The sequence below is a fragment of the Pseudomonas sp. NPDC089406 genome (assembly GCF_044900265.1).
In the GTDB taxonomy this organism is placed as follows: Bacteria; Pseudomonadota; Gammaproteobacteria; order Pseudomonadales; family Pseudomonadaceae; genus Aquipseudomonas; species Aquipseudomonas fakonensis.
Genome location: NZ_JBJDNC010000055.1, coordinates 1 through 22,929, shown reverse-complemented (window position 1 = coordinate 22,929; position 22,929 = coordinate 1). Strand labels below are relative to the sequence as shown.

The following is a 22,929-nucleotide window of genomic DNA, read 5'->3' as shown; positions in this document are numbered from 1 at the left end:
GGATGGCACCGGCCGAGCCGGTGATCGCCGGCAAGCCGGCTCCTACAGGGGGCGCGCCGGCCTGGGCGCCGCGATAGAGGCGTTTCTGGCTTATGCTAAGCGCACCTCAAGCAAGGAGCCCCAGCCATGGCCTGGTCCGCCACCCAGTACTCGTTGTTCGAAGACGAACGCACCCGCGCCGTGCGCGACCTGCTGGCCGCCGTGCCCGCGCGCCCGGTGCGCCATGCCACCGACCTGGGCTGCGGCCCGGGCAACTCCACCGAGGTGCTGTTGCAGCGCTGCCCCGACGCCCAGGTAAACGCGCTGGACAGCGACCCGGACATGATCGACAAGGCCCGCCAGCGGCCGCGCCTGAGCATTCCACGGGTGCGTTGCGAGATTGCCGATATTTCAGCCTGGTCGGCCAGCGAACCCCAGGACCTGATCCTGGCCAATGCCTCGCTGCAGTGGGTGCCCGACCACGCTTCCCTGTACCCGCACCTGATACGCCAGCTCAGCGAAGGGGCGAGCCTTGCGGTGCAGACCCCGGACAACCTCGATGAACCGGCGCACCGGCAACTGCGCGAGATCGCCGCCCGTGGGCCATGGGCTGGCAAGTTCGCCGATTTCAGCCTGCCGCCGCGGCACACTGCGGGGTTCTACTACGACCTGCTCAGCCCGCTGTGCGCCCGGGTGGATGTATGGCGCACCACCTACCATCACCCGTTGGCCGGCGGTGCCGAGGCGGTGGTGGAGTGGTTCAAGGGTTCGGCGCTGCGCCCTTACCTGGCACGGCTGGACGAGCAGGAGCAGCAGGACTTTTTGCAGCTGTACCTGCAGGCCATGCAACACGATTACCCGCCGGCCACCGACGGCAAGGTGCTGTTGCCGTTCCCGCGGCTATTCGTGGTGGCGACGCGCTAGGCGCCACAGCACGTAGCCATAGATGCCAAGGTTGAGCAGGGCGACGAAGCTGCCCAGCCACAGCTGGATTTGCGGGGTAAGCCCGGCGGGGTAGATCAGCGGCCAGATGTAGTGTTCGACGAAGCCGCCGTGGTAACCGTGGTCACCTGCGGCAAAGCGCAGGCGGTTTTCCCACTGGGTGAGCGGGCATTCCAGGTGCAGGCCTTCGACCGCCAGGCCCCAGGCCAGGGCCGGCAGGTGGACGATCACCGCGCGCCGGCGCCACAGCACCAGCAGGCCGCCGAACAGTACCAGGAGGATGAAGCTCAAATGGAACAGCACCAGGGCGTCGGCGGCGAGGCGGTAGAACATGGGTTGATAGCTTCGATGGCTTGAGAGGCGCGTATTAGAGCAGATTTACCCGATCCCCTGTAGGAGCGGCCTTGTGTCGCGAAAGGGCTGCGCAGCAGCCCCCAGATTTGTGCCACACCTCAAGATTGCCGGGGCTGCTTCGCAGCCCTTTCCGACCGGTCCGGCGCCCCGGCGAGGCCGCTCCTACACAAGCGCGCGGCGCGTCAGCTGGCTTCGCGCACCACCTCCAGAAACATCGCCACCACCCGGCGCATGCGCTGCTCGCTCAAACACACCAGCGTCTCGGTCAAGTGCCGCTGGCAATCGACGATGGGCAGCGCGCACACCCGCGCATCGGCGCCGAACTCGGCCGCCGATACCACCCCCACGCCAATCCCCACCACCACCGCCTCGCGCGCGGCTTCGCGGCCTTCCACCTGAATCGCCGGGCGAATGCGCAGGCCAGCACGCTGCATTTCTTCTTCCAGGGTCTGGCGCGTTACCGAGCCGGGTTCGCGCAGCACCAGCGGGGTGTCGTCCAGGTCGGCCAGGCTGATCTGCCCGCGGCTGGCCCAGGGGTGGTTGCGCGAGACGAACGCCACCATCGGGTCGCGGCGCAGCGGCACGCAGTGCAGGCGTTCGTCGTCCACATCACGCCCCAGCAGCGCAAGGTCTGCCTGGTAACTGAACAGCCGGGCCAGGGATTCATCGGTGTTGCCGGTCTCGATCTTCACCTGAATGCCCGGAAAGCGCTGGCAAAACCGCGCCACCTGCGGCAGCACATGCACCGGTGCGTCCACCGCCAGCACCAGGCTGCCGGTGTGCAGGGCACGCGAATCCTGCAGCAGCTCTTCGGCTTCAGCCTCGCAGGCGAACAGGCGCTGGGTGATGCCCAGCAGGCGCTCGCCCAGGTCGGTCAGGCGCACCGAGCGCTTGTTGCGCTGGAACAGCAACACGCCATAACGCTCCTCCAGCTTGCGCACCTGGTCGGACACCGCCGGCTGGGTCAGAAACAGTTTTTGCGCCGCACGGGTGAAGCTGCCTTGTTCGGCAACCGCATGGAAGGCCTTGAGTTGAGCGTGGGAAACCGGCATCGAGCACTCCACTTAAAAGCTGGGCTTATGAGTGAAATACGATAAGTCGATTTTATTTATCAGTCAGCACCTGTTTCCATGTGTTTCAACCCAGGGGCGCCGCCACCAGCGCTGGCCCGGGGCCATGGTTCGCCCCGGCCACGCCAGGCCGGCCGCGCCATCTGACCAATCGACGTCCCTCCGTCATGCAGTGCGCAACACAACAACAAGACAGGCGTTTCTTCACATTCTGCCGGCACACTCACGCAAGAGGTCAGAACCACATGAATGCATCCCTGGGCGCCATCAAGCGGTGGCGCGTGCAGATTTTCGCCATCACCTGGCTGGCTTACGCCGCCTTCTACTTCACCCGCAAGGCGTTCTCGGTGGCCAAGCTCGGCATCGGCGAGGACCCTTCGTTCATGCTCGACAAGGCCGCCATGGCCAACCTCGATGCCATTTACCTGGCCGCTTACGCGGTGGGCCAGTTCACCTGGGGCATGCTCGCCGACCGCTTCGGCCCGCGGGTGGTGGTGTTCGGCGGGCTGCTCATTTCAGCGGCGGCAGCGGTGGTGATGGGCAGCTACGCCACCTTCCCGATCTTCGCCACCTGCATGCTGGTGCAGGGCCTGGCGCAGTCCACCGGCTGGGCCGGGCTGTGCAAGAACATCGGCAGCTTCTTCCCGGCTGCGCAGCGCGGGCGGGTGCTGGGGCTGTGGAGCTCGTGCTACGCCTTCGGCGGGTTGGTGGCTTCACCGTTCGCCGGCTGGTGGGCCTATACCCTGGTGGGTAGCTGGCACGCGGCGTTCTTCTCCAGCGCCGCCGTGGTGGCGGTGGTGGCGGTGCTGTTCTTCGTGTTCCAGCGCAACAAGCCCGAGGATGTCGGCCTGCCGGCGGTGGAGCCCGAGCCGCAGAGCATGGCCCCCGGCGGCAACCTGTGCAGCGTGTGGGCGCCCTTGCGCGACATCCTGCGCAACCGCACGGTGCTGACCCTGGGCCTGGCCTACTTCATGCTCAAGCCGGCGCGCTACGCCATCTTGCTGTGGGGGCCGGTGATCGTCTTCGAGCAGATGCCCTCGGTGGGCAAGGTGGGCGCGGCAATCATTCCCACGGCTTTTGAGCTTGCCGGGTTGCTGGGGCCGATCATCATTGGCCTGGCCTCGGACAAACTGTTCGGCGCCCGGCGCATGCCGGCCTGCGTGATCAGCCTGCTGCTGCTCACCGTCACCCTGGCGCTGTTCATGGCGGCCATGCACAGCGGCAGCGTGCTGCTGGTGGTGGCGTTGCTGTTCGTCATGGGCCTGACCCTGTACGGCCCCGACTCGATGATCAGCGGCGCGGCGGCGATCGATTTCGGCACCGCCAAGGCCGGCGCCACGGCCGCCGGTTTCGTCAACGGCTGCGGCTCGGTAGGCGCGGTGCTGGGCGGGCTGCTGCCGGGGTACTTCGACAGCGTCACGGTGTTCATCATCTTTGCCGGCACCGCACTGTTCTCGGCCCTGGTGCTGCTGCCGCACTGGAACAGCCGCCCGGCCAGTGCCCCCCAGGCCAATGACGTGGCCCCCAATACCAGCATGGCCATCAAGCCCGTGCGTACTTGAAGGAAGACCCGTAATGAGACCGTTCTGGCTGCAACAGGCCCTGGACCAGCAAGACGAGGCCCTGTGCCCGCCGCTGCAAGGCGATGCCCGCTGCGATGTGTGCATCGTCGGCGGTGGCTACACCGGGCTGTGGACCGCGTTGATGCTCAAGGAGCAGGCGCCGCAGTTGGACGTGCTGCTGATCGAGGCCGATATCTGCGGCGCCGGTGCCAGCGGGCGCAACGGCGGGTGTGCGCTGTCGTGGTCGGCCAAGTACTTCACCCTCGAGCGCCTGTTCGGGGTGGCCGAGGCGGTGCGCCTGGTCAGCGAGTCGGAGCGCAGCATCGCCGAAATCGGCGCGTTCTGCGCGGCCAACGGCATCGATTGCGACTACCGCATGGACGGCACCCTGTACACGGCAACCAACAAGGCCCAACTGGGCGGTACCGACGCGGTGATTGCCGCGCTGCAGCGCCAGGGCATCAACTCGTTCCAGCGTTTGCCACTGCAGCAGTTGCAGCGCCTGGCCGGCTCCGAGCGCCACCTGGAGGGTTGGTTCTCGCCTGCCGCCGCCACCGTGCAGCCCGGGCGCCTGGTGCGCGGGCTGCGCCGGGTGGCCTTGCAGCGCGGGGTGCGCATTCACGAGGGCACCGCCATGACCGGCCTTGAGCATGGCGCGCCGGCCCAGGTGCGCACGGCCCGGGGGACCATCCGCGCCGACCGCGTGGTGCTGGGCCTGAATGCCTGGATGGCGCGGGCCTTCCCGCAGTTCGAACGCAGCGTGGCGATTGTTTCCAGCGACATGGTCATCACCGAGCCGTGCCCCGAACTGCTGCGCCAGGTCGGCCTGGACAGCGGCGTCAGCGTGCTCGACTCGCGGATTTTCGTGCACTACTACCACAACACCTCCGACGGCCGGCTGATGCTGGGCAAGGGCGGCAATACCTTCGCCTATGGCGGGCGCATGCTGCCGGTGTTCGACCAGCCTTCGCCGTACCAGCCGCTGCTGCGCGAAAGCCTGGCCGGGTTTTTCCCGGCACTGGCCGAGGTGGCGCTGGCGGCCAGTTGGAACGGGCCGTCGGACCGTTCGGTGACCGGCCTGCCGTTCTTCGGCCGGCTCGACGGGCAGGGCAACGTGTTCTATGGCTTTGGCTACTCGGGCAGCGGGGTAGGGCCGTGCCATATGGGCGGGCAGATTCTCTCGTCGCTGGCCCTGGGGCTGGACAACCCCTGGACCCGCTCGCCACTGGTCAAGGGGCCGCTGGGGCAGTTCCCGCCGGAGCCGATCCGCTACCTGGGGTCGCTGATGGTGCGCAACGCCATTCGCCGCAAGGAGCGGGCAGAGGACCGTGGCCTGCGGCCGCGCCGGCTGGATGTGCGGCTGGCCAGGTTCGCGGCGGCGGCGGGGAAGGCGGACAAGGGCTGACCCCAGGTTGGCTTGTTCGCGGGTAAACCCGCTCCCACAGGGCCATGCATAACCTGTGGGAGCGGGTTTACCCGCGAAGCCGCCAATGCGATTTCTTGTCGATCACAGGCCCGAGGGCGTATAAACTCTCCCCACTTTTGGCCGGTCGCTTCCTGAACCGGCCCTTGAAACAAGAGAGTTGAAATGGGCGCACAGTGGAAAGCCAAGCATAGAGAGACCGCGGCCAACGCCAAGGGCAAGATCATGGGCAAGCTGGCCAAGGAGATCCAGATCGCCGCCAAATCCGGCGCCGACCCGGACATGAACCCGCGCCTGCGCCTGGCCATCGTCCAGGCCAAAAAAGCCTCGATGACGCGTGAAACCCTGGAACGCGCCATCAAGAAAGGCGCCGGCCTTGACGGCGAAGCCGTGCAGTACCACGCGGTCAGCTACGAAGGCTTCGCCCCGCACCAGGTGCCGCTGATCGTCGAGTGCCTGACCGACAATATCAACCGCACCGTTGCGCAAATCCGCGTGCTGTTCCGTAAGGGCCAGCTGGGTGCCAGCGGCTCGGTGGCCTGGGACTTCAACCATGTCGGCCTGATCGAGGCCACCCCGGAAGGTGACGCCGACCCGGAAATGGCCGCCATCGAAGCCGGCGCCCAGGACTTCGAAGAGGGTGAGGAAGAGGGCTCGACCCTGTTCATCACCGACACCACCGACCTGGACGCAGTGCAAAAAGCCCTGCCAGAGCAAGGCTTCACCGTCACCTCGGCAAAAATCGGCTACACCCCGAAAAACCCGGTCAGCGCCGCCAGCCTGAGCGCCGAAGCCCTGGCCGAAGTCGAGGCCTTCCTCGAAGCCATCGACGAAAACGAAGACGTGCAGAACGTCTATGTCGGCCTGACCGACTGATCTGCCCCTTGGGGCCGCTTTGCGGCCCTTTCGCGACACAAGGCCGCTCCTACAGCAATCCCATCTCCTGCAGCCCGCGCCTTACCTGTAGGCGCGAATGCTATCGGCGATGCGGTCCCTGTAGGAGCGGCCTTGTGTCGCGATACGAGGGCAACGCCCTCGCCAGCACCCCGGAGCCGAACCCATGACCCCCACCTTCGCCTCCCTCAGCCTTGCCCACCTGCGCACCCTCGACTGCCTGCTGCAACTGAAGAACCTCAGCCACGCCGCCGAACGCCTGGGCTTCAGCCAGAGCGCCCTGAGCCGCCAGCTGGCCAGCCTGCGCGAGGCCTTTAACGACCCGCTGCTGGTACGCCAGGGCCGTGGCTACGTGCTCAGCGAACACGCCGAAACCCTGGTGGAGCCGCTGCGCCAGGTGCTCGACGAGTTGGCCGCCCTGCGCCAGCCGGCGGCCTTCGACCCGGCCCGCTGCGAGCGGCGCTTTTGCCTGGCCGCATCGGACTACGTGGCCGAGCACATGCTGCCGCTGCTGGTGGCGGCACTGGAGCGTGAGGCGCCGGGGGTGTCGCTGGAATACCGCACCTGGCAGGCCGGGCAGTATGCCTTGCTGGCCAGTGGCGAGATCGACCTGGCCACCACGCTGTTCGACGAGTCGCCGCCCAACCTGCACGGTCGCCTGCTGGGCGAGGACCGCGCGGTGGCGCTGATGCGCCATGACCACCCGCTGGCAGCAACGGCCACCCTGAGCCAGGACGACTACCTGGCGTTCAAGCATGTGCGGGTGTCCGGCGGCGGCGACAAGGACAGCTTCATCGACCGCCACCTGCGCGCCCAGGGCCTGCAACGCCGGGTCAGCCTGGAGGTGCCGTTCTTCAGCGCCATGGTGCAGGTGCTGGGCAATGGCCAGGCGCTGGCCACGGTGCCCGAGCATATCGCCCGCCAGCTGGCGCGCCTGCACGGGTTGGCCTGGCGGCCGCTGGGCTTTGTCGAGCACACCCAGCGCTACTGGGTGGTATGGCACCAGCGCTTGCAGGCTTCGGCCGAGCACCGCTGGCTGCGCAACCGGGTGTACGAGCTGTGGCGCCAGTCGCAGTTCGGCGTGCAGGGCGGGCATGCGCCTTTGCCATAGCAGCTATGCGCGAAGCGGGGTTATTTGCATGTGCGGGAGTGCCTAGACTGGGGTTTTGGGTTGCCTGGTCCGGCCCTATCGCCGGCAAGCCGGCTCCTACAGGGATTGTGCAAAACCTGTAGGAGCCGGCTTGCCGGCGATAGGGCCGGGCCTGCCAACGAACATCCCCCAGGAGATCCCCCGTGACCCCCGAACAATTCCGCCAGTACGGCCACCAACTGATCGACCTGATCGCCGACTACCGCCAGAGCGTCGGCGAACGCCCGGTCATGGCCCAGGTCGAGCCCGGCTACCTGAAGTCGGCCCTGCCGCAAGCCGCCCCCCAGCAAGGCGAGCCGTTCCAGGCCATCCTCGATGACGTCGACAAGCTGGTGATGCCGGGCCTGTCCCACTGGCAGCACCCGGACTTCTACGGTTACTTCCCCTCCAACGGCACGTTGTCGTCGGTACTGGGCGATTTCCTCAGCACCGGCCTGGGTGTGCTGGGCCTGTCGTGGCAGTCCAGCCCGGCCTTGAGCGAGCTGGAAGAAACCACCCTCGACTGGCTGCGCCAACTGCTGGGGTTGTCCAGCCAGTGGAGCGGGGTGATTCAGGACACCGCGTCCACCAGCACCCTGGTGGCGTTGATCTGCGCCCGTGAGCGCGCCAGCGGGCACGCCCAGGTGCGTGGCGGCCTGCAGGCCCAGGGCAAGCCGCTGATCGTCTACGTCAGTGCCCATGCCCACAGCTCGGTGGACAAGGCTGCGCTGCTGGCAGGTTTTGGCCGTGACAACATCCGCCTGATCGCCACCGACCAGCACTACGCCATGCGCCCTGAAGCGCTGCGCGAAGCCATCGAGCAGGACCTGGCCGCCGGCAACCAGCCCTGCGCCGTGGTCGCCACCACCGGCACCACCGCCACCACCGCGCTGGACCCGCTGCGCCCGGTCGGCGAGATTGCCCAGGCCCACACGCTGTGGCTGCACGTGGACTCGGCCATGGCTGGTTCGGCGATGATCCTGCCCGAATGCCGCTGGATGTGGGATGGCATAGAGCTGGCCGATTCGGTGGTGGTCAACGCGCACAAATGGCTGGGGGTGGCGTTCGACTGCTCGATCTACTACGTGCGGGACCCGCAGCACCTGATCCGGGTCATGAGCACCAACCCCAGCTACCTGCAATCGGCGGTGGATGGCGAGGTGAAGAACCTGCGCGACTGGGGCATCCCGCTGGGGCGCCGGTTCCGTGCCTTGAAGCTGTGGTTCATGCTGCGCAGCGAAGGGGTGGAGGCCCTGCAACAGCGCCTGCGCCGTGATTTGGACAATGCCCGCTGGCTGGCGGAGCAGGTTGAGGCTTCGGCTGAATGGGAGCTGTTGGCGCCGGTGCAACTGCAGACCCTGTGCATTCGCCATCGCCCGGCGGGGCTGGACGGCGAGGCGCTGGATGCCCATACCCGTGGCTGGGCCGAACGTTTGAATGCTTCGGGGGATGCTTACGTGACCCCGGCTACCCTCGAGGGCCGCTGGATGGTGCGGGTATCGGTGGGGGCATTGCCGACCGAGCGTGAGCATGTGCAGCGGTTGTGGCAGAAGCTGCAGGCTGTGGTGGCCTGAAGCTGACGCGGTCCCTGTAGGAGCGGCCTTGTGTCGCGAAAGGGCTGCGCAGCAGCCCCAGGATCTCGATCACATGCAACATCGCCGGGGCTGCTGCGCAGCCCTTTCGCGACACAAGGCCGCTCCTACAGGGGCCGTGCTGGCGGTTCGCTCGGCGATGCTTCACACCGCCCCTTGCAGCAACACCTTCAAAGACGCATCGAACTGGCGCAGCGCATCGGCCTGCACGCTTTGTTCATCCTGCAGCTGGCGCCCCAGGTCGGCGCCCTCGACGCCCTTGCGCGAAAGTCCTTCGGCACGGCCGATATAGGTCAGTTGCTCATCGAAAAACCGCGCCACCACGCGGGCCTGGATGTCTTCGCTGCCGCTGCTGGCCAGCTTGCTTTGGGCATCCAGCAGCACGATCACGTCGGGGCGGTCGGCCAGCAGGGTGTCGAGGTCTTCGTAGAAGGTCACCTCGGCGAACTGCTGGGCCAGCGAGCTGGCCAGCCAGGCATAGGCCTGGTCGCCACCCAGGGTCGCCACCTTTGTTGCCTGGCCGTTGGCCGGGGCGGCCTGGTCGCGGTGGCGTTGCAGGTAATCCAGGGTGGCAGCGGCATTGCGCCCCAGCAGCACCGCCACATGCTGGCCATGGCTCAGGCTGACGCTGGAAAGCTCGGTGGCCGAGTACAAGTGGCTGCCAGGCTGGTTGGCCTGCGGGCTGGCGCAGCCGGTGAGGGCGGCGAGCAGGGCCAGCAGGGCGGCGATCATGCCGGTTTTCATGGGGAGTGCCTCGTCGAATGTGCAATGGCGGCCATTTTCGCCGCCCGCTGCCATCGACGGAACTCGATGGCAAGCATGGTGGCTATCGACGGGGTTGATGGTTCAGCCGGCCTTGCTCATGAACTGCAATATACGATCGCGCAGCCAGCGCTCGGCCGGGTCGTTGTCGTGGGCGCTGCTCCAGGCCATCGACAGCTCGGCCTCGGCGATTTCGAACGGCGCCGGGTCGGCGCGCAGGCTGCCGTCGTCGGCCAGGGCGCAGGCGGCGTAGTCGGGCACCGTGGCGATCATCTCGGTGTTGCGCAGCAGCGCGCGCAGGCTGCCGAACTGCGGCACCGCCAGCACCACCTTGCGGCAGCGGCCGATGCGCGCCAGGTCCAGGTCGATATTGCCGCTCATGTCGCCAGAGAACGACACCATCACATGGGGGCGGCTGCAGTATTCGTCCAGGGTCAGCGGCCCCGGGCGGTCGTCGGCGCGCAGCACCCGCACGCCGATGTCGCGTAGCTTGCGGCGTTTGGCGTTGGCCGGCAGTTCGGTGGTGTAGCTGACCCCCACCGAGATCTCGCCCGAGGCCAGCAGCGCCGGCATCAGCAGGAAGTTGGCCCGGCGCACCACCACGCTGATCTGCGGTGCTTCTTCGCGCAAGGCTTCCAGCAACGGCGGGAACAGGCCGAACTCGGCGTCGTCCGACAGCCCCAGGCGGAACACGTTGCAGCTGCTGGCCGGCTCGAAGGTCTTGGCCCGGCTGATGGCCGCCGAAATCACATCCATGGCCGGGCCCAGCTCGTGGAAGATCTGCATGGCCCGAGGTGTTGGCTCCATGGCCCGGCCGTTGCGAATCAGCAGCGGGTCGTCGAACAAGTCGCGCAGGCGCGCCAGGGCGGCGCTCACGGTGGGCTGGGTGATGAACAGCTTTTCGCCCACGCGGGTCAGGTTGCGTTCGATCATCAGCGATTCGAACACCACCAGCAGGTTCATGTCGACGCGGCGCAGGTCATTGCGGTTCATGCACAGGGGCCTTGGGCGGAAGGGGACCGCAGATTGAAGCACGGATCGGTGCGGTTTGGCTTGTACCGATGTGCGCAGGCTATTGCCCCTCAATAGCGGCTCTATTAGACCTCTGGCCAAGCTCGGCTAGTCTTTCCCGTGGCCCCGTGAAATGCCCCTGCGGCCGTGCCTGAGCACCAGGGTGCAAGACCCTGCCGGCGCCGCCCTGAGACCTTGGCAAGCCCGATGTCGGCCTAGACCGACGACACCTGATGAGCAGCCCGACACAAAAGGTACAAGCAGATGTCGAACGAATCGAAATGCCCGTTCCACCAGACCGCCGGTGGCGGCACCAGCAACCGTGACTGGTGGCCTGACCAGCTCAACCTGCGCATCCTCCACCAGCATTCGGCCAAGTCCAGCCCAGACCCTGAGTTCGACTACGCCAAGGCGTTCAAGAGCCTGGATTTTCAGGCCCTCAAACACGACCTCACCGCGCTGATGACCGACTCCCAGGACTGGTGGCCGGCGGACTTCGGCCACTACGGCCCGCTGTTCGTGCGCATGGCCTGGCACAGCGCCGGCACCTACCGCATCGGTGATGGACGCGGCGGCGCCGGTTCCGGCCAGCAACGCTTTGCCCCGCTCAACAGCTGGCCCGACAACGTCAGCCTGGACAAGGCCCGGCGCCTGCTGTGGCCGATCAAGCAGAAGTACGGCAACAAGATCTCCTGGGCCGACCTGATCGTGCTCACCGGCAACGTCGCCCTGGAGTCCATGGGCTTCAAGACCTTTGGTTTCTCTGGCGGGCGCGCCGATGTGTGGGAGCCGGACGAAGACGTGTACTGGGGCTCGGAGAAGGTCTGGCTGGGTGGTGACACGCGTTATGGCAAGGCCCAGCCGCCGGGCAAGGGCGACCTGGTGGCGGAGCCTGCCAAGCATGGCGAGGAGCAAAGCCGCAACCTGGAGCGCAACCTGGAAAACCCCCTGGCCGCCGTGCAGATGGGCCTGATCTACGTGAACCCGGAAGGCCCGGAAGGCAACCCCGACCCGGTCGCCTCGGGCAAGGATATCCGCGAGACCTTCGGCCGCATGGCCATGAACGATGAAGAAACCGTGGCGCTGATCGCCGGCGGCCATGCCTTCGGCAAGACCCACGGCGCCGGCCCTGCCGATAACGTGGGGCCTGAGCCAGAAGCTGCGGGCCTTGAGCTGCAGGGCCTGGGCTGGGCCAACAAGTTTGGCACCGGCAAGGGCGGCGACACCATCACCAGCGGCCTGGAAGTGACCTGGACCTCGACGCCGACCAAATGGAGCAACGAGTACCTGAACAACCTGTTCAACTTCGAGTGGGAACTGACCAAGAGCCCGGCCGGTGCCCACCAGTGGCGGCCGAAGGACGGCAAGGGCGCAGGCACCGTGCCGGATGCGCACGATGCGGGCAAAAAACACGCGCCCTCGATGCTCACCTCCGACCTGGCGCTACGCTTCGACCCGATCTACGGCCCCATTGCCAAGCGCTTCAAGGACAACCCGGACCAGCTGGCCGATGCCTTCGCCCGCGCCTGGTACAAGCTGATCCACCGCGACATGGGCCCGCTGGCCCGTTACCTGGGCCCGGAAATGCCCAACGAAGAGCTGCTGTGGCAAGACCCGCTGCCCAAGGCCGGCCCGCTGCCGGGCGAGGCGGATATCGCCGCGCTGAAGGCCAAGGTGCTGGCTTCGGGCTTGAGCGTCGGTGAGCTGGTGGCGACCGCCTGGGCGTCTGCCTCGACCTTCCGTGGTTCGGACAAGCGTGGCGGAGCCAACGGTGGTCGCCTGCGCCTGGAGCCGCAAAAGGGCTGGAAGGCCAACGAGGGCGTCGACAAGGTGCTGGCGGCACTGGAGAAAATCCGCAGCGAGGGTGGCAACAAGATCTCCCTGGCCGACCTGATCGTGCTGGCCGGTAGCGCAGCGGTGGAAAAAGCCGCCAAGGATGCCGGGCACAGCATCAGCGTGCCGTTCCACCCGGGCCGGGTGGATGCCTCGCAAGAGCAGACCGACGTCGAGTCGTTCGCCGTGCTGGAGCCGCTGGCCGATGGCCTGCGCAACTTCAGCAAGGCACGCTACAGCGTCAAGGCCGAGAAGCTGTTGCTGGACAAGGCCCAGCTGTTGACCCTGACCGCGCCGGAACTGACTGTGCTGGTGGGCGGCCTGCGGGTGCTGGGGGCCAACCATGGTGGTAACCAGCAGGGCGTGTTCACCGACAAAGTCGGGGTGCTGAGCAACGACTTCTTCCGCAACCTGCTGGACATGGGCGTGGAGTGGAAGCCGACCTCGGGTGACAACGAAGCCTTCGAAGGCCGTGATCGCAAGACCGGCCAGGTGAAATGGACCGCTAGCCGCGTCGACCTGGTGTTTGGCTCCCATGCCCAACTGCGCGCATTGAGCGAGGTGTACGGCAGCAGTGACGCCAAGGAGAAGTTCGTCAAGGACTTCGTGGCGGCGTGGGTGAAGGTAATGGAGCTCGACCGCTTCGATCTGCACTAAGGCTGGCGGCCCCATCGCGGGCAAGCCCGCTCCCACACAAACGTGCCACGTTTCAATCTGGCGGCGTACCTGTAGGAGCGGGCTTGCCCGCGATGAGGCCCGCATAGGCGATACAAAAAAGGCTGTTTCGCGGTCAATGCCAGCCAGTTGAACCATTGGGGCCGCTTTGCGGCCCATCGCAGGCAAGCCCGCTCCCACAGGTACAGCGCCGGTTCGAGCCTATGCGGCGTACCTGTAGGAGCGGGCTTGCCCGCGATGAGGCCCGCATAGGCGACACAAAAAAAGGCCACCTTTCGGTGGCCTTCTTCATTGCAGGTGAGGGCAGGTCAGAACTTGCCATCCAGCCCGATACGGAACATCTCGTTGCGCTCATTGGTACCCAGCGCAGTCTTGTACGAGAAGCCCAGGCGCCAGCTGCGGCCCAGGGTCAGATCCAGCCCGGTGTCCAGGTCCATGAAGTTGGTGTCCATCGGGTCGGGCGACAACCGGTACAGCACGCTGTCGCTACCCTGGTCGGCGTAGCGCATGCGGTAGTCCTGGTTGCGGCTGAAGTTGTGGCCCCAGGCCAGGCCCACACGCGGTGTCAGCACGCCAAAGCGGGTGTCGATGTCGTAGCCCGAACGTACCCCCACGAACGAGGTGAAGTAGCGCAGGGTCTGCTCCTCGTAGGTCAGGGCATAGGCACCGCCGCCGCGCTCGCTGAAGGCATCGAGCTTGGTGTAGCTGCTGTTGATCCGCGCATACGGGGCCAGCGACAGCGGCCCCCGGCGGTACTCGTAGCTGGCGGTCAGCGAGGCGAACAGCTGGTCGGCATCGCGCGAGCCATGGGCATAGCCGTTGGACGGGTCGGCAGTGACATAGCGGCTCGAATCGAAGCTGATGCGGTTGTAGCCGAGCAGCGCATCGATATACACCTCCGACAGCGGGTTGACGCTCAGGTAGGCCGCCAGGCCCAGGGCGTCGCCCTCGTTACGGGTGTCGTGCTCGCCAATGTCGGCGCGGTCGTTGCCGTAGCCAAAGCCCACACCCACCACGGCCCGTGGCGACAGGCGATAGTCCATGCCGGCGCTCAAACCATAGGTGGTGAAGCTGTTGTCCTTGGCACCGCGGGCGCGGTTGGAACCGGTGTTGACGAAGCCGTCGGTCCAGAACGCCAGGGCCTCTTCGCGGCATTCGCCGGTGCTGGCACGGGAGCTGTCACGCTCCTGGCGGCGTTTTTCGTCGTCGTCTTCGTCGCTGCCCTTGCCGTTGCCTTCGAGCTCGTCGCGCAGGGCCTTGCCCAGGCTGCCCAGGCTCACGTCATCGCGGCCGTGGCGCACGCTGGCGTTGAACGAGTTGCGGTCACAGGTGGGGCGGTGCAGCTGCTCCAGGCGGCGGTTGAAGTTGTCCATCTGGGTGCTGGCAAAGCGCTCGGCGGCCCGCGACTGGGCGTTGAGCAGGCCGATCACTTCGGCGTCCTTGGTCGGGTCGGGGCGTGCTTGCACGGCGAAGGTGACGAAGCTGGCTGCCGAAATGCCGCTGGCGGCCAGCAGACGGAAGCTCACCACCGCGCTGCCGCTGAAGCCCGCAGCCGGGGCGAAGCGCATGGTGAACGGGCCGGTCATGCGCGCGGTGCCGGCCGAAGGCGGGCTCACCGACAGCAGGGTGGCGCTGGTGAACGGGCCGCCGGTGGCGCCGCGGGTCAGGTCGACCGTGGCGGTCTGGCCCGGCTCCACGGCTTCGCTGCTTGGCGGCACCACCACGCTCTGGGCTGCTACTTCCAGGCTGTAGGCGCGGCTGCCGGTGGCGCCGTTGGCGTCGGTGACGGTGACCGTGAAGTTGCTGGTGACCACCGCCGTCGGCGTGCCGCTGAGGCTGCCGCCGGCGTCCAGGGTCAGCCCGGCCGGCAGTGCGCCGCTGGTCACGCTGAAGCTGTACGGCGCGGTACCGCCGCTGGTGCTCAGGCTCTGGCTGTAGGCGGCGTTCTGGGTGGCTGCAGGCAGGTTCGCGGTGGCCGGGGTGATCGCCAGGGTGGGCGCCTGCACGGTGACGCTCACGGTTGCCGGTGACGAGCTACCGCCGGCGCCGGTGGCGATGTAGCTGAAGCTGTCCGGGCCGGAGTAGCCAGCGGTGGGGGTGTAGCTGATGCTGGTACCGCTCACCGAGGTGGTGCCGTGGGTCGGGGCGCTGCTCACGCTGACGCTGGTGGCGGCGCCACCGCTGAGGTTGAGCGTGACCGGGTTGGCCGAACTGTTGGCTGTCACGCTGAGGTTCAGCGGGCCGGCCACTGGCGCCTGGCTGGTGACCACGAGGGTGTAGGCCTGGTCGCCGAAGAAGCCGCCGCTGCTCATGGCGCGCACGGTGAAGTTGCTGTTGCCGGCAGCGGTGGGCGTGCCGCTGAGCAAGCCCACCGCCGACAGGTTCATGCCCGCCGGCAGGCTGCCTGCCACTACGCTGAAGGCATACGAGCCGCTGCTGCCGCTGGCGGTCAGGGTCTGCGAGTAGGCGGAGTTCTGTTGCGCGTTGGTCAGGGTTGCCGGGGTGATGCTGATGGTCGGCGCGGTGACCGTCACGCTGACGGTGGCGGTATTGGACGTACCGCCTGGGCCGGTGGCGTTGTAGGTGAAGCTGTCGGGGCCGGCAAAGCCCGCGGCCGGGGTGAACAGAATGGTAGTACCAGTAGCGGTGGCGGTGCCGTTGCTGGCATTGGAGACGATGCTCACCTGGCTCACCGAGCCACCGGTGAGGTTCAGGGCGACCGGGTTGTTGTTGCTGCCGCCTTGCACGGTCAGGGTCGAGTTGTTGGCGACGGGTGCCTGGTCGTTGACCGTCACGGCGTAACCCTGCGAGCCGGTTGAGCCGAGGCTGTCGGTGGCGGTAACGGTGAAGCTGTAGTTGCCGCTGCTGGTCGGCGTACCGCTGACCACGCCGCCACTGCTGACGGTAATGCCGGGCGGCAGCGAGCCGGCGCTCGACCAGGTGTAGCTGCCGTTGCCGCCGGTGGCGCTCAGGGTTTGGCTGTAAGCCGTACCTGCGTTGAGCGTGCCGAGGGTGGTAGGGGTGATAGCGATGGTCGCAGCTTGCACGGTCAGGCTGTAGGCCCGGCTGCCGGTTGCGTTGTGGGCGTCGGTGGAGGTGACCGTGAAATTGAAGGTGCCGACGGCGCTGGGGGTGCCGCTCAGCACGCCGCCGCTGGCCAGGCTCAGGCCGGGCGGCACGGCGCCGGAAGTCACCACGTAGCTGTAAGGCGTAGCACCGTTGGCAGTGCTCAAGGTCTGGCTGTAGGCATTGCTGGCCGTGGCGTTGGGCAGGGTGGTCGGGCTGATGATCAGGGCCGGCGCGTTGACGGTGATGGTGACCGTCGCGGGCGCCGAAGTGCCGCCTGGGCCGGTGGCGGTGTAGGTGAAGCTGTCGCCACCGGAGTAGCCGGCGTTGGGGGTGTAGGTGATGCTGGTAGCGGAAACGTTGGTGGTGCCCTGGCTTGGCCCGCTGGCCACGGCCACGCTGGTGGCGGTACCGCCGCTGATGTTCAGGGTGATGGGGTTGGCGCTGGTGTTGGCCGCCAGCGTGACGCTGACCGCGTTGGCCACGGGCGGCGAGGGGGCGATATAGGTGTAGCCGGTGACCAGGGTGGAGGTGCCGCCCGGGGTGCTGAGTACGACATCCACCAGGCCGGCAGCATGGGCCGGGGTGACCACGGTGACCGAGGTGTTGCTGTTGACGGTTACGCCAGTGGCGGCGGTGCCGCCGAAGGTGACGCCCGTGGTGCCGATCAGGTTGCTGCCGGTGAGGGTCACGCTGGTGCTGCCGGCGGTGCTGCCGCTGTTGGGGCTGGCGCCAGTCAGGGTCGGCGTGGGGGTCACGTAGGTGTAGCCGTTGGTCAGGGTGGCGGTGCCGCCCGGGGTGGTGACCACCACGTTGACCGCACCTGCGGCATTGGCCGGGGTGATGGCGGTAATGATGTTGGCGTTGACCACGACGATACTGGTGGCGGAAAGGCCGCCGAAGGTAACACCGGTGGCGCCGCTGAAGTTGGTACCGGTCAGGGTCACGCTGGTGCCGCCGACGGTGGTGCCGCTGTTGGGGCTGACGCTGCTCAAGGTCGGCGTGGGCGTCGCATAGGTGTAGGCGTTGGTCAGGGTGGCCGTGCCGCCCGGGGTGGTGACCGTCACGCTGACCGTACCGGCGGCATGGGCCGGGGTGGTGGCGGTAATGGTGGTGGCGTTGACCACGGTAATGCCGGTGGCGGCCGTGCCGCCAATGGTGACCGCAGTGGCGCCGGTGAGGTTGGTGCCGGTCAGGGTCACGCTGGTGCCGCCTGCGGTGGTGCCGCTGCTGGGGCTGACACTGCTCAAGGTCGGCGTTGGCGCCACATAGGTGAAGGTCTGGGCGGCCGACGAGCCATCAGGGGTGGTGACCACCACATTGACCGCCCCCGCAGCGTGGGCCGGGGCGGTGGCGGTGATGGTGGTGTCGCTGTTCACGCTGAAGCTGGCGTCGGTGCCGTCGAAGGTAACCTTGGTGGCGCCGGTGAAGCCGCTGCCGATGAGTGCCACGCTGGTGCCGCCCGCAGTGCTGCCACTGCTGGGCGCGAGGCTGTTAAGGGTCGGCCCGCCGGTGATGTCGATGGTATAGGTGGCGGTCCCGGCCATGTCCCAGACGCTGTCCCACGCCGATACGGTGAACTGCTGGGCCAGGCCGACCGTGGTCGGAGTACCAGTGATGGTGGCGGTGCCAGTGCCTGCGGTGAACTCGATGCGCAGGCCGTCTGGCATGCATATGCGTGTGGGCGGATCAACGTTGTTGTCGCATTGGTACCAGTCGGTGTAGGGCGGGGTGCCACCAGACGCAGTGAGTACAATGTTCAACGCCACGCCCGCCGGATACGACCCCAGGTGGGTACCGGAGGCTGGCGAGATGGTGGGGGCGGCCTGTGCCTGGGCGGCGAATGCCTGTGCCAGCAAGGCCAGCCAGAACATGGCCAGCAGCCTGGCAAAACGGTGAATGTCGAATATTCGTGAAGTCATCATGTGGCGTCCTGCCGGGCACCAGGGGCGGTGTCGGGCTGCTGGAAATGTCATGGGCCGGCGAAGGTGCCGGCCGTGCCTGGGTGGGTGCCCGGGGTCAGTCGTCCATGGTAAGCCCGCCTGTAACCTGGGGTTGCCGGGAGGCCCTGCACATCTGCAGGTAAGGGCCTTGCAAGGCCAGGGCCTCGAAGCCGGCGCGCTCATACAGGCGGCGTGCCGGGCTGAAGGGTTCGACGCTCAGTGTGCATGGCTTGCCGGTGCTGTCGGCCAGCGCCAGCACGGCGTCGAGCAAGGCACTGCCAAACCCTTGCTGCTGATAGGCTGGCAGCAGGGCCACATCCACCAGGCGCACCTCTTGCTCTGCACACAGCACGCACAACCGGCCGATCGGCTGGCCACGCTGTTCGATGATCATGAAAGCGGCATCAGCGTAGTGCCGGGCGTAGTGCTGTTGTTGCAGGTCGGCCTGGCTGTGCAGAAAGGCCAGCCGCTGCTGGTCGCTCCACCCAGGAGCGGCCAGGGTTTCCTGCCAGCGACGGCTGACGAACAGTTCGCGTAGAAACGCCGCGTCATCCCCGACCTGCGGGCGCAGGTCGGGGATGACGCGGTGTGTCTGGCTGGCGTTGAGCCAGCCGATCAGGGCGCTGGGTCCGGTTTTGGCGGCCATATTCCTTCCGTGGCGATGGCGTAAACGAGCGTCAGGTACGGCTGCATGTTGTCCCGTGGCGCAGCCGTCGGGTTGGTGTTGCCGCCGTTGCCGATGGTTTCGTTGGTCAGGGTGTAGCCCTCGGGCGCGGGCGTGGCGTTATACAGCAGCACCGAGCGTGGTTGGCTCAGGTAGACATTGTTATCAGGTGCATCCACTGAGGTAGCGCCATCAAGGCCGTTGTTGAGTGCGATCAGATGGCTGTGCGAGGCCAGGTGGCTGGAGTCGAGGGTGACGGTGTCGGCCCCTATCAACTGGCCCTGAGTGCGTGGCGTCAGGCCAGTGCCGGTGCCCTTGTGCATGGCCACTCGGCCGTTCAGGTTGGGCACGCCAAAGGTATTCACGGCGTCACCGCCGTATTGCACGCCTAGCAGCGAGAACAAGCTGGTGAAGCCTCGCAGGGGGAGTAACGAGCCGTCGCACAATGCCCAGCCGCGTGGAACGAAGTTGTAGGGGAACAGCCTGATTTCGCCGAGGAACGGGTCCATGTTGCACCTCCTGGTAGTGAAGTAAGGCTGAGCCTCAGGATTGGGTCGGGTAATACCCGTTCACACAGATGATGTAGTTGATGACGCTCGAGGCCATCACGTTGTTGTGAGGCGTTGGTGTGTGGTTGTAGGTGGTGACCGCCGCAGGGTTCAGCGTGACCAGGTTGGTGGTGGCCGTGGCCTTGTTGTACAGCCCGCGCATCTGGTTCACAGGGGTGAAAATGCCGAAGCTGCGGGTGTTGGTGTTGCTGCTGTCGGCTGGCGTGATGCTGGTGGCGGGCGCGGCATTGACGCTGAAGGGGTGCTGGTGGGGCGGCGTGTTTTCAGCGGCCAGCGTTACCGTCTCGGTGCCAAAAGCCTGGCCCAGCGTGCGCGGCGTGAGGCCCGTACCGTTGCCTTGGCCGACCACCACGCGCCCACGCAGGTCGGGCAGCATGAAGGTGTCGCGGCCATCGCCGCCGTAGGTGGTGCCAATCAGGGAGTACAGTGCCTGGTAATCGGTGATCTTCAGGATGCTGCCATCGCAGGCAAGCCAGTTGACCGGGGCGTAGTTACCGGCGAACAGGCGGATTTCCCCAACATATGGTTCAGACATTTCATGCCCCTCATCAGGCTTGTTTTCAGTTATCCGCGGCTGGGGTAGAGGCCATTGGTGCAGATGCAGTAGTTCAACACTACCGATGGCTGCACGTTGGGCGCTGGCACGCCGTTGCCGGGGATGACCGTATTGGCGTTGATCGGCGTGCGGCCTGTGGCGCTGGCAGTGACATAGACATTGCCAGCGTTGTTACCGGTGGCCTGCAGCAGGCTGGCACCCGGGAAATTATTGGCCGGGCCGGCGTTGCCGCTAGTGGCCGAACTGACACGCAAGGTGTGGTTGTGCAGCGGCACGATGGATGCCGGAATGGCCGAAGTCTCGCCACCCTCATACTCTCCCAGCGGGTGGGCGCTGGTTGGCGCAGTGGGCACTACGGTGCCAATGGCGACACGCCCGCGCAGGTCGGGCAGGTTGAACGTGTTGCGACCGTCACCGCCGTAAATGTTGCCAATCAAGGAGAACAGCACCTGGTTCTGGCTGATGGCCAGGGTCTGGCCATTACAAGGCAACCAGTTCCTGGGTACCCAACTCATCGTAAACAGGCGGATCTCACCTACAAAACCATCCATAACTGCGCACTCCGTGGTTTGAAACTGCAGACACCGAAACGACACCCCTTCATGACGAAGGTGATCGAATAAAAGAACTAACCTGAAAGTTGTGGTGCTTTCATGCCGGGTTCGATTGAAATCGACCGGGCATTCTGGTGCTTGGGCGGTGTGAGCGATCCTTCCGTGGGCTCAGGGGAAATGCCGGTGCAGGCCTGGAAAAGCCATGGCATTACAGGGGAGATTGAATCCTAGCGCGAGATGATGGGCAATTGCCATCATCTGCAAAGAAAATTTTGAACTTAATGTTCAAACGAGTGTACGACCGCTGATGGGCGTCTTGAATTTGACGTCAATAATTTTTAATTGTGCGCAAAAAATTGTTGGCGTAATTATTTTTGTCATTAAACGAGTTACTGACAGTTCAATGTCTCGGCAAGTCATTGTTTTGTCGCGAACTGTGGGTGCGCGTAATGTTTTGATTGAACGCCAGCCTGTAGTAGCCCTCATCGTCGGCAAGCCGGCGATGAGGGCTTCGGTGTTGTTTGTTGTACGGTTCAGGCCGATTCTGCTTGGCCTTCGGCATCTGTGACGGGCTCGTCATGCAGCGACACCCGCGAGGTTTCTGGCAGCGCCAGGCCGCCGATCAAGGCCAGCAGCGCGATCACCACCAGGTAGAACGCCGGTGCCAGGCGGCTGCCGCTCTGCTCGATCAGCCAGGTGGCCACCAGCGGCGCGGTGCCGCCGAACAGGGTGTAGGCGACGTTGTAGGTAATCGCCGAGGCGGTATAGCGGCTGCGGGTCGGGAAGCACTCCGACAGCAGCGCGGCGGTGACCACCCCGCTCAGCAGTGCGCCGATGGCCAGCAGGACCACCCCCAGCAGGGCGCCGCTGAGCGAGCCGGAACTGGCCAGCCAGTAGGCCGGAAAGACCGCCAGCATCACCCAGATGCAGGTAAAGCCGATGGTCCGCCTGCGGCCCACGCGGTCACTGAACGCACCGGCCAGCGGGCAGCCGGCGGCGGCGAACAGCAGCGCCACGGTGGACACCAGCAGCGCCTGGGCGCGGCTCAGCTGGCCGACGGTCTGCAGGTAGGTGGCGAAGTAGGTGGTGAACATGTAGAACGACAGCGCCGTCAGCGAAATGAACGCGCCGAGGTTGCGGATGGTGCGGCCATGGTGGCGCAGGGTGTCGGCCAGCGGTGAGTGGGCGTGCTGCTTGCCTTCGGCGATGGCCTGGCGAAACGCCGGGGTTTCTTCCATGCGCCAGCGCAGGTACAGCCCCACCAGCCCCAGCGGCGCGGCGACCAGGAACGGGATGCGCCAGCCCCAGGCGTTCATGGCCTCGGCGCTGAGGCTGGCTTCCAGGCCATAGGCGATCACCGCCGCGCAGGCGAATGCCGAGAAGGTCGATACGGGCACGAAGCTGCCGTAGAACGCGCGTTTGTTTTGTGGCGCGTGTTCCATCAGGTAGGCGCAGGCGCCGGCGTACTCGCCGCCGGCAGAAAAGCCTTGCAGGCAGCGGGCCAGGGTGAGCAGCACCGGGGCCAGTACGCCGATGCTGGCGTAGGTTGGCAGCAGGCCGATCAGGGTGGTGGAGCCGGCCATCAGCAGGATGGTCAGCGAGAGGATGCGTTTGCGCCCGAGCCGGTCGCCGAGGGCGCCGAACACGATGCCGCCGAGCGGGCGTAGCGCGAAGGCCACGGCGAACACGGCGAAGGTCTTGAGCAGGGCGACGCTTGCGCTTTCGCCGGTGAAGAACTGGCTGGCGATCAGGGTGGCGAGGAAGCCGTAAACCGCAAAGTCGAACCACTCGACGAAGTTGCCGATGGCGGAGGCGGCGATGACGCGGCGCAGGGTGGCGGGTGGGACCTCATGGGGGGTGGACATAGGGTGTGCTCTCCGGTGGTCTGGCAGCTTGGGCTTGAGCGGTGTGCGCTGTTGTTTTTGTTGTTGTTGGGCCAGTAGAGCGGGTGGGGGCGGGGTGTGCTTCGTTGGGGGCGACGTTGGGATATCTGTTTGCACCGGGGTGTGGGTTTTCTGGGGGCGGCGGCTATATGTCCGAGGGCTTTGATTTCTTGGTGTGAGACTTTAATTTTGAATTGAATTGAATTGAATTGAATTGAATTGAATTGAGTGGGTTTGGTTGCTGTTTGTTTTGATAGTTGTATGCGCATTCATTATTTGTAGTGACGCTTATTCACCTTTCCGCCCTTACGGCGGCTTACTTTGGTCTTGGCCAAAGTAAGCAAAGCCGCTCGCTCCCATCATCCGGCCCCTACGCTGCGCTCCGGGGTTCCCTCACTCCGGGCTTGCTCCGGGGGTACGCGCCGACGGGCCGTCCCTGGCCCGATCGGCGCTCGACCGGCATCCATG

17 protein-coding genes are annotated in these 22,929 nt (G+C 66.1%); 7 read left to right on the top strand and 10 right to left on the bottom strand.

Translation table 11 applies throughout. From position 1 onward, the window contains the following. Positions 1-126: 126 nt before the first annotated feature. Positions 127-903, top strand: coding sequence for a trans-aconitate 2-methyltransferase (gene tam / locus ACI2KK_RS26120; protein ID WP_404671235.1), 777 nt, complete (start codon positions 127-129; stop codon positions 901-903). On the opposite strand, the gene ACI2KK_RS26115 is transcribed toward tam, so the two are convergent. Further along, positions 880-1,254, bottom strand: a complete 375-nt coding sequence (locus ACI2KK_RS26115) for a DUF2784 domain-containing protein (protein WP_404671234.1) — start codon at positions 1,252-1,254, stop codon at positions 880-882. The two genes, tam and ACI2KK_RS26115, sit on opposite strands and share 24 nt — an antisense overlap. 203 nt (positions 1,255-1,457) lie before the next feature. After that, positions 1,458-2,327 (bottom strand): LysR substrate-binding domain-containing protein, encoded by an 870-nt coding sequence (locus tag ACI2KK_RS26110; protein ID WP_404671233.1) that lies wholly within the window; start codon positions 2,325-2,327, stop codon positions 1,458-1,460. 263 nt (positions 2,328-2,590) lie between these two features. On the opposite strand from ACI2KK_RS26110, the gene ACI2KK_RS26105 reads away from it, so the two are divergent. The 5 genes from ACI2KK_RS26105 (at position 2,591) to ACI2KK_RS26085 (ending at position 8,927) form a co-directional block, all read left to right on the top strand. Continuing rightward, positions 2,591-3,907 carry an MFS transporter gene (locus ACI2KK_RS26105; RefSeq protein ID WP_404671232.1) on the top strand — a complete coding sequence of 439 codons (1,317 nt, stop codon included), beginning with the start codon at positions 2,591-2,593 and terminating at the stop codon, positions 3,905-3,907. Positions 3,908-3,920: 13 nt separating this feature from the next. Further along, complete coding sequence (locus ACI2KK_RS26100) at positions 3,921-5,312, top strand: FAD-dependent oxidoreductase (protein WP_404671231.1); 1,392 nt, start codon at positions 3,921-3,923, stop codon at positions 5,310-5,312. A gap of 183 nt (positions 5,313-5,495) precedes the next feature. Further along, on the top strand, positions 5,496-6,206 hold the full coding sequence (locus ACI2KK_RS26095; RefSeq protein WP_011533576.1) for a YebC/PmpR family DNA-binding transcriptional regulator: 711 nt from the start codon (positions 5,496-5,498) through the stop codon (positions 6,204-6,206). A gap of 184 nt (positions 6,207-6,390) precedes the next feature. After that, positions 6,391-7,335, top strand: a complete 945-nt coding sequence (locus ACI2KK_RS26090) for a LysR family transcriptional regulator (RefSeq protein ID WP_404671230.1) — start codon at positions 6,391-6,393, stop codon at positions 7,333-7,335. Positions 7,336-7,517: 182 nt separating this feature from the next. After that, positions 7,518-8,927, top strand: coding sequence for a DOPA decarboxylase (locus ACI2KK_RS26085; protein ID WP_404671229.1), 1,410 nt, complete (start codon positions 7,518-7,520; stop codon positions 8,925-8,927). Positions 8,928-9,089: 162 nt separating this feature from the next. On the opposite strand, the gene ACI2KK_RS26080 is transcribed toward ACI2KK_RS26085, so the two are convergent. Continuing rightward, positions 9,090-9,689, bottom strand: a complete 600-nt coding sequence (locus tag ACI2KK_RS26080) for a hypothetical protein (RefSeq protein ID WP_404671228.1) — start codon at positions 9,687-9,689, stop codon at positions 9,090-9,092. A 102-nt stretch (positions 9,690-9,791) separates the two neighbouring features. Further along, complete coding sequence (locus ACI2KK_RS26075) at positions 9,792-10,700, bottom strand: LysR family transcriptional regulator (protein ID WP_404671227.1); 909 nt, start codon at positions 10,698-10,700, stop codon at positions 9,792-9,794. Between the two features lie 282 nt (positions 10,701-10,982). On the opposite strand from ACI2KK_RS26075, the gene katG reads away from it, so the two are divergent. Continuing rightward, positions 10,983-13,208: a catalase/peroxidase HPI gene (gene katG, locus ACI2KK_RS26070; RefSeq protein WP_404671226.1), complete on the top strand. Its 2,226-nt coding sequence runs from the start codon at positions 10,983-10,985 to the stop codon at positions 13,206-13,208. A 326-nt stretch (positions 13,209-13,534) separates the two neighbouring features. On the opposite strand, the gene ACI2KK_RS26065 is transcribed toward katG, so the two are convergent. The 6 genes from ACI2KK_RS26065 to ACI2KK_RS26040 form a co-directional block, all read right to left on the bottom strand. Further along, positions 13,535-18,217, bottom strand: coding sequence for an autotransporter domain-containing protein (locus ACI2KK_RS26065; protein ID WP_404671225.1), 4,683 nt, complete (start codon positions 18,215-18,217; stop codon positions 13,535-13,537). A 94-nt stretch (positions 18,218-18,311) separates the two neighbouring features. Next, entirely contained in the window at positions 18,312-18,881 is a 570-nt protein-coding gene (locus ACI2KK_RS26060; protein ID WP_404671224.1) for a GNAT family N-acetyltransferase, read from the bottom strand. Next, positions 18,851-19,408 carry a phage tail protein gene (locus ACI2KK_RS26055; protein ID WP_404671223.1) on the bottom strand — a complete coding sequence of 186 codons (558 nt, stop codon included), beginning with the start codon at positions 19,406-19,408 and terminating at the stop codon, positions 18,851-18,853. Before ACI2KK_RS26055 ends, ACI2KK_RS26060 begins: the two co-directional genes overlap by 31 nt. A gap of 34 nt (positions 19,409-19,442) precedes the next feature. Beyond that, positions 19,443-20,003, bottom strand: coding sequence for a phage tail protein (locus ACI2KK_RS26050; protein ID WP_404671222.1), 561 nt, complete (start codon positions 20,001-20,003; stop codon positions 19,443-19,445). A 29-nt stretch (positions 20,004-20,032) separates the two neighbouring features. Then, the gene (locus ACI2KK_RS26045) at positions 20,033-20,575 is read right to left on the bottom strand and encodes a phage tail protein (RefSeq protein ID WP_404671221.1); all 543 of its coding nucleotides are present in this window, start codon (positions 20,573-20,575) and stop codon (positions 20,033-20,035) included. Between the two features lie 536 nt (positions 20,576-21,111). Beyond that, entirely contained in the window at positions 21,112-22,443 is a 1,332-nt protein-coding gene (locus ACI2KK_RS26040) for an MFS transporter (RefSeq protein ID WP_404671220.1), read from the bottom strand. Between the last annotated feature and the right edge of the window lie 486 nt (positions 22,444-22,929).

Bases quoted from the DNA above. Each gene is read 5' to 3' on its own strand.
- tam (WP_404671235.1), top strand. From the start codon at position 127: ATGGCCTGGTCCGCCACCCAGTACTCGTTGTTCGAAGACGAACGCACC.
- ACI2KK_RS26115 (WP_404671234.1), bottom strand. From the start codon at position 1,254: ATGTTCTACCGCCTCGCCGCCGACGCCCTGGTGCTGTTCCATTTGAGC.
- ACI2KK_RS26110 (WP_404671233.1), bottom strand. From the start codon at position 2,327: ATGCCGGTTTCCCACGCTCAACTCAAGGCCTTCCATGCGGTTGCCGAA.
- ACI2KK_RS26105 (WP_404671232.1), top strand. From the start codon at position 2,591: ATGAATGCATCCCTGGGCGCCATCAAGCGGTGGCGCGTGCAGATTTTC.
- ACI2KK_RS26100 (WP_404671231.1), top strand. From the start codon at position 3,921: ATGAGACCGTTCTGGCTGCAACAGGCCCTGGACCAGCAAGACGAGGCC.
- ACI2KK_RS26095 (WP_011533576.1), top strand. From the start codon at position 5,496: ATGGGCGCACAGTGGAAAGCCAAGCATAGAGAGACCGCGGCCAACGCC.
- ACI2KK_RS26090 (WP_404671230.1), top strand. From the start codon at position 6,391: ATGACCCCCACCTTCGCCTCCCTCAGCCTTGCCCACCTGCGCACCCTC.
- ACI2KK_RS26080 (WP_404671228.1), bottom strand. From the start codon at position 9,689: ATGAAAACCGGCATGATCGCCGCCCTGCTGGCCCTGCTCGCCGCCCTC.
- ACI2KK_RS26075 (WP_404671227.1), bottom strand. From the start codon at position 10,700: ATGAACCGCAATGACCTGCGCCGCGTCGACATGAACCTGCTGGTGGTG.
- katG (WP_404671226.1), top strand. From the start codon at position 10,983: ATGTCGAACGAATCGAAATGCCCGTTCCACCAGACCGCCGGTGGCGGC.
- ACI2KK_RS26065 (WP_404671225.1), bottom strand. From the start codon at position 18,217: ATGATGACTTCACGAATATTCGACATTCACCGTTTTGCCAGGCTGCTG.
- ACI2KK_RS26060 (WP_404671224.1), bottom strand. From the start codon at position 18,881: ATGGCCGCCAAAACCGGACCCAGCGCCCTGATCGGCTGGCTCAACGCC.
- ACI2KK_RS26055 (WP_404671223.1), bottom strand. From the start codon at position 19,408: ATGGACCCGTTCCTCGGCGAAATCAGGCTGTTCCCCTACAACTTCGTT.
- ACI2KK_RS26050 (WP_404671222.1), bottom strand. From the start codon at position 20,003: ATGTCTGAACCATATGTTGGGGAAATCCGCCTGTTCGCCGGTAACTAC.
- ACI2KK_RS26045 (WP_404671221.1), bottom strand. From the start codon at position 20,575: ATGGATGGTTTTGTAGGTGAGATCCGCCTGTTTACGATGAGTTGGGTA.
- ACI2KK_RS26040 (WP_404671220.1), bottom strand. From the start codon at position 22,443: ATGTCCACCCCCCATGAGGTCCCACCCGCCACCCTGCGCCGCGTCATC.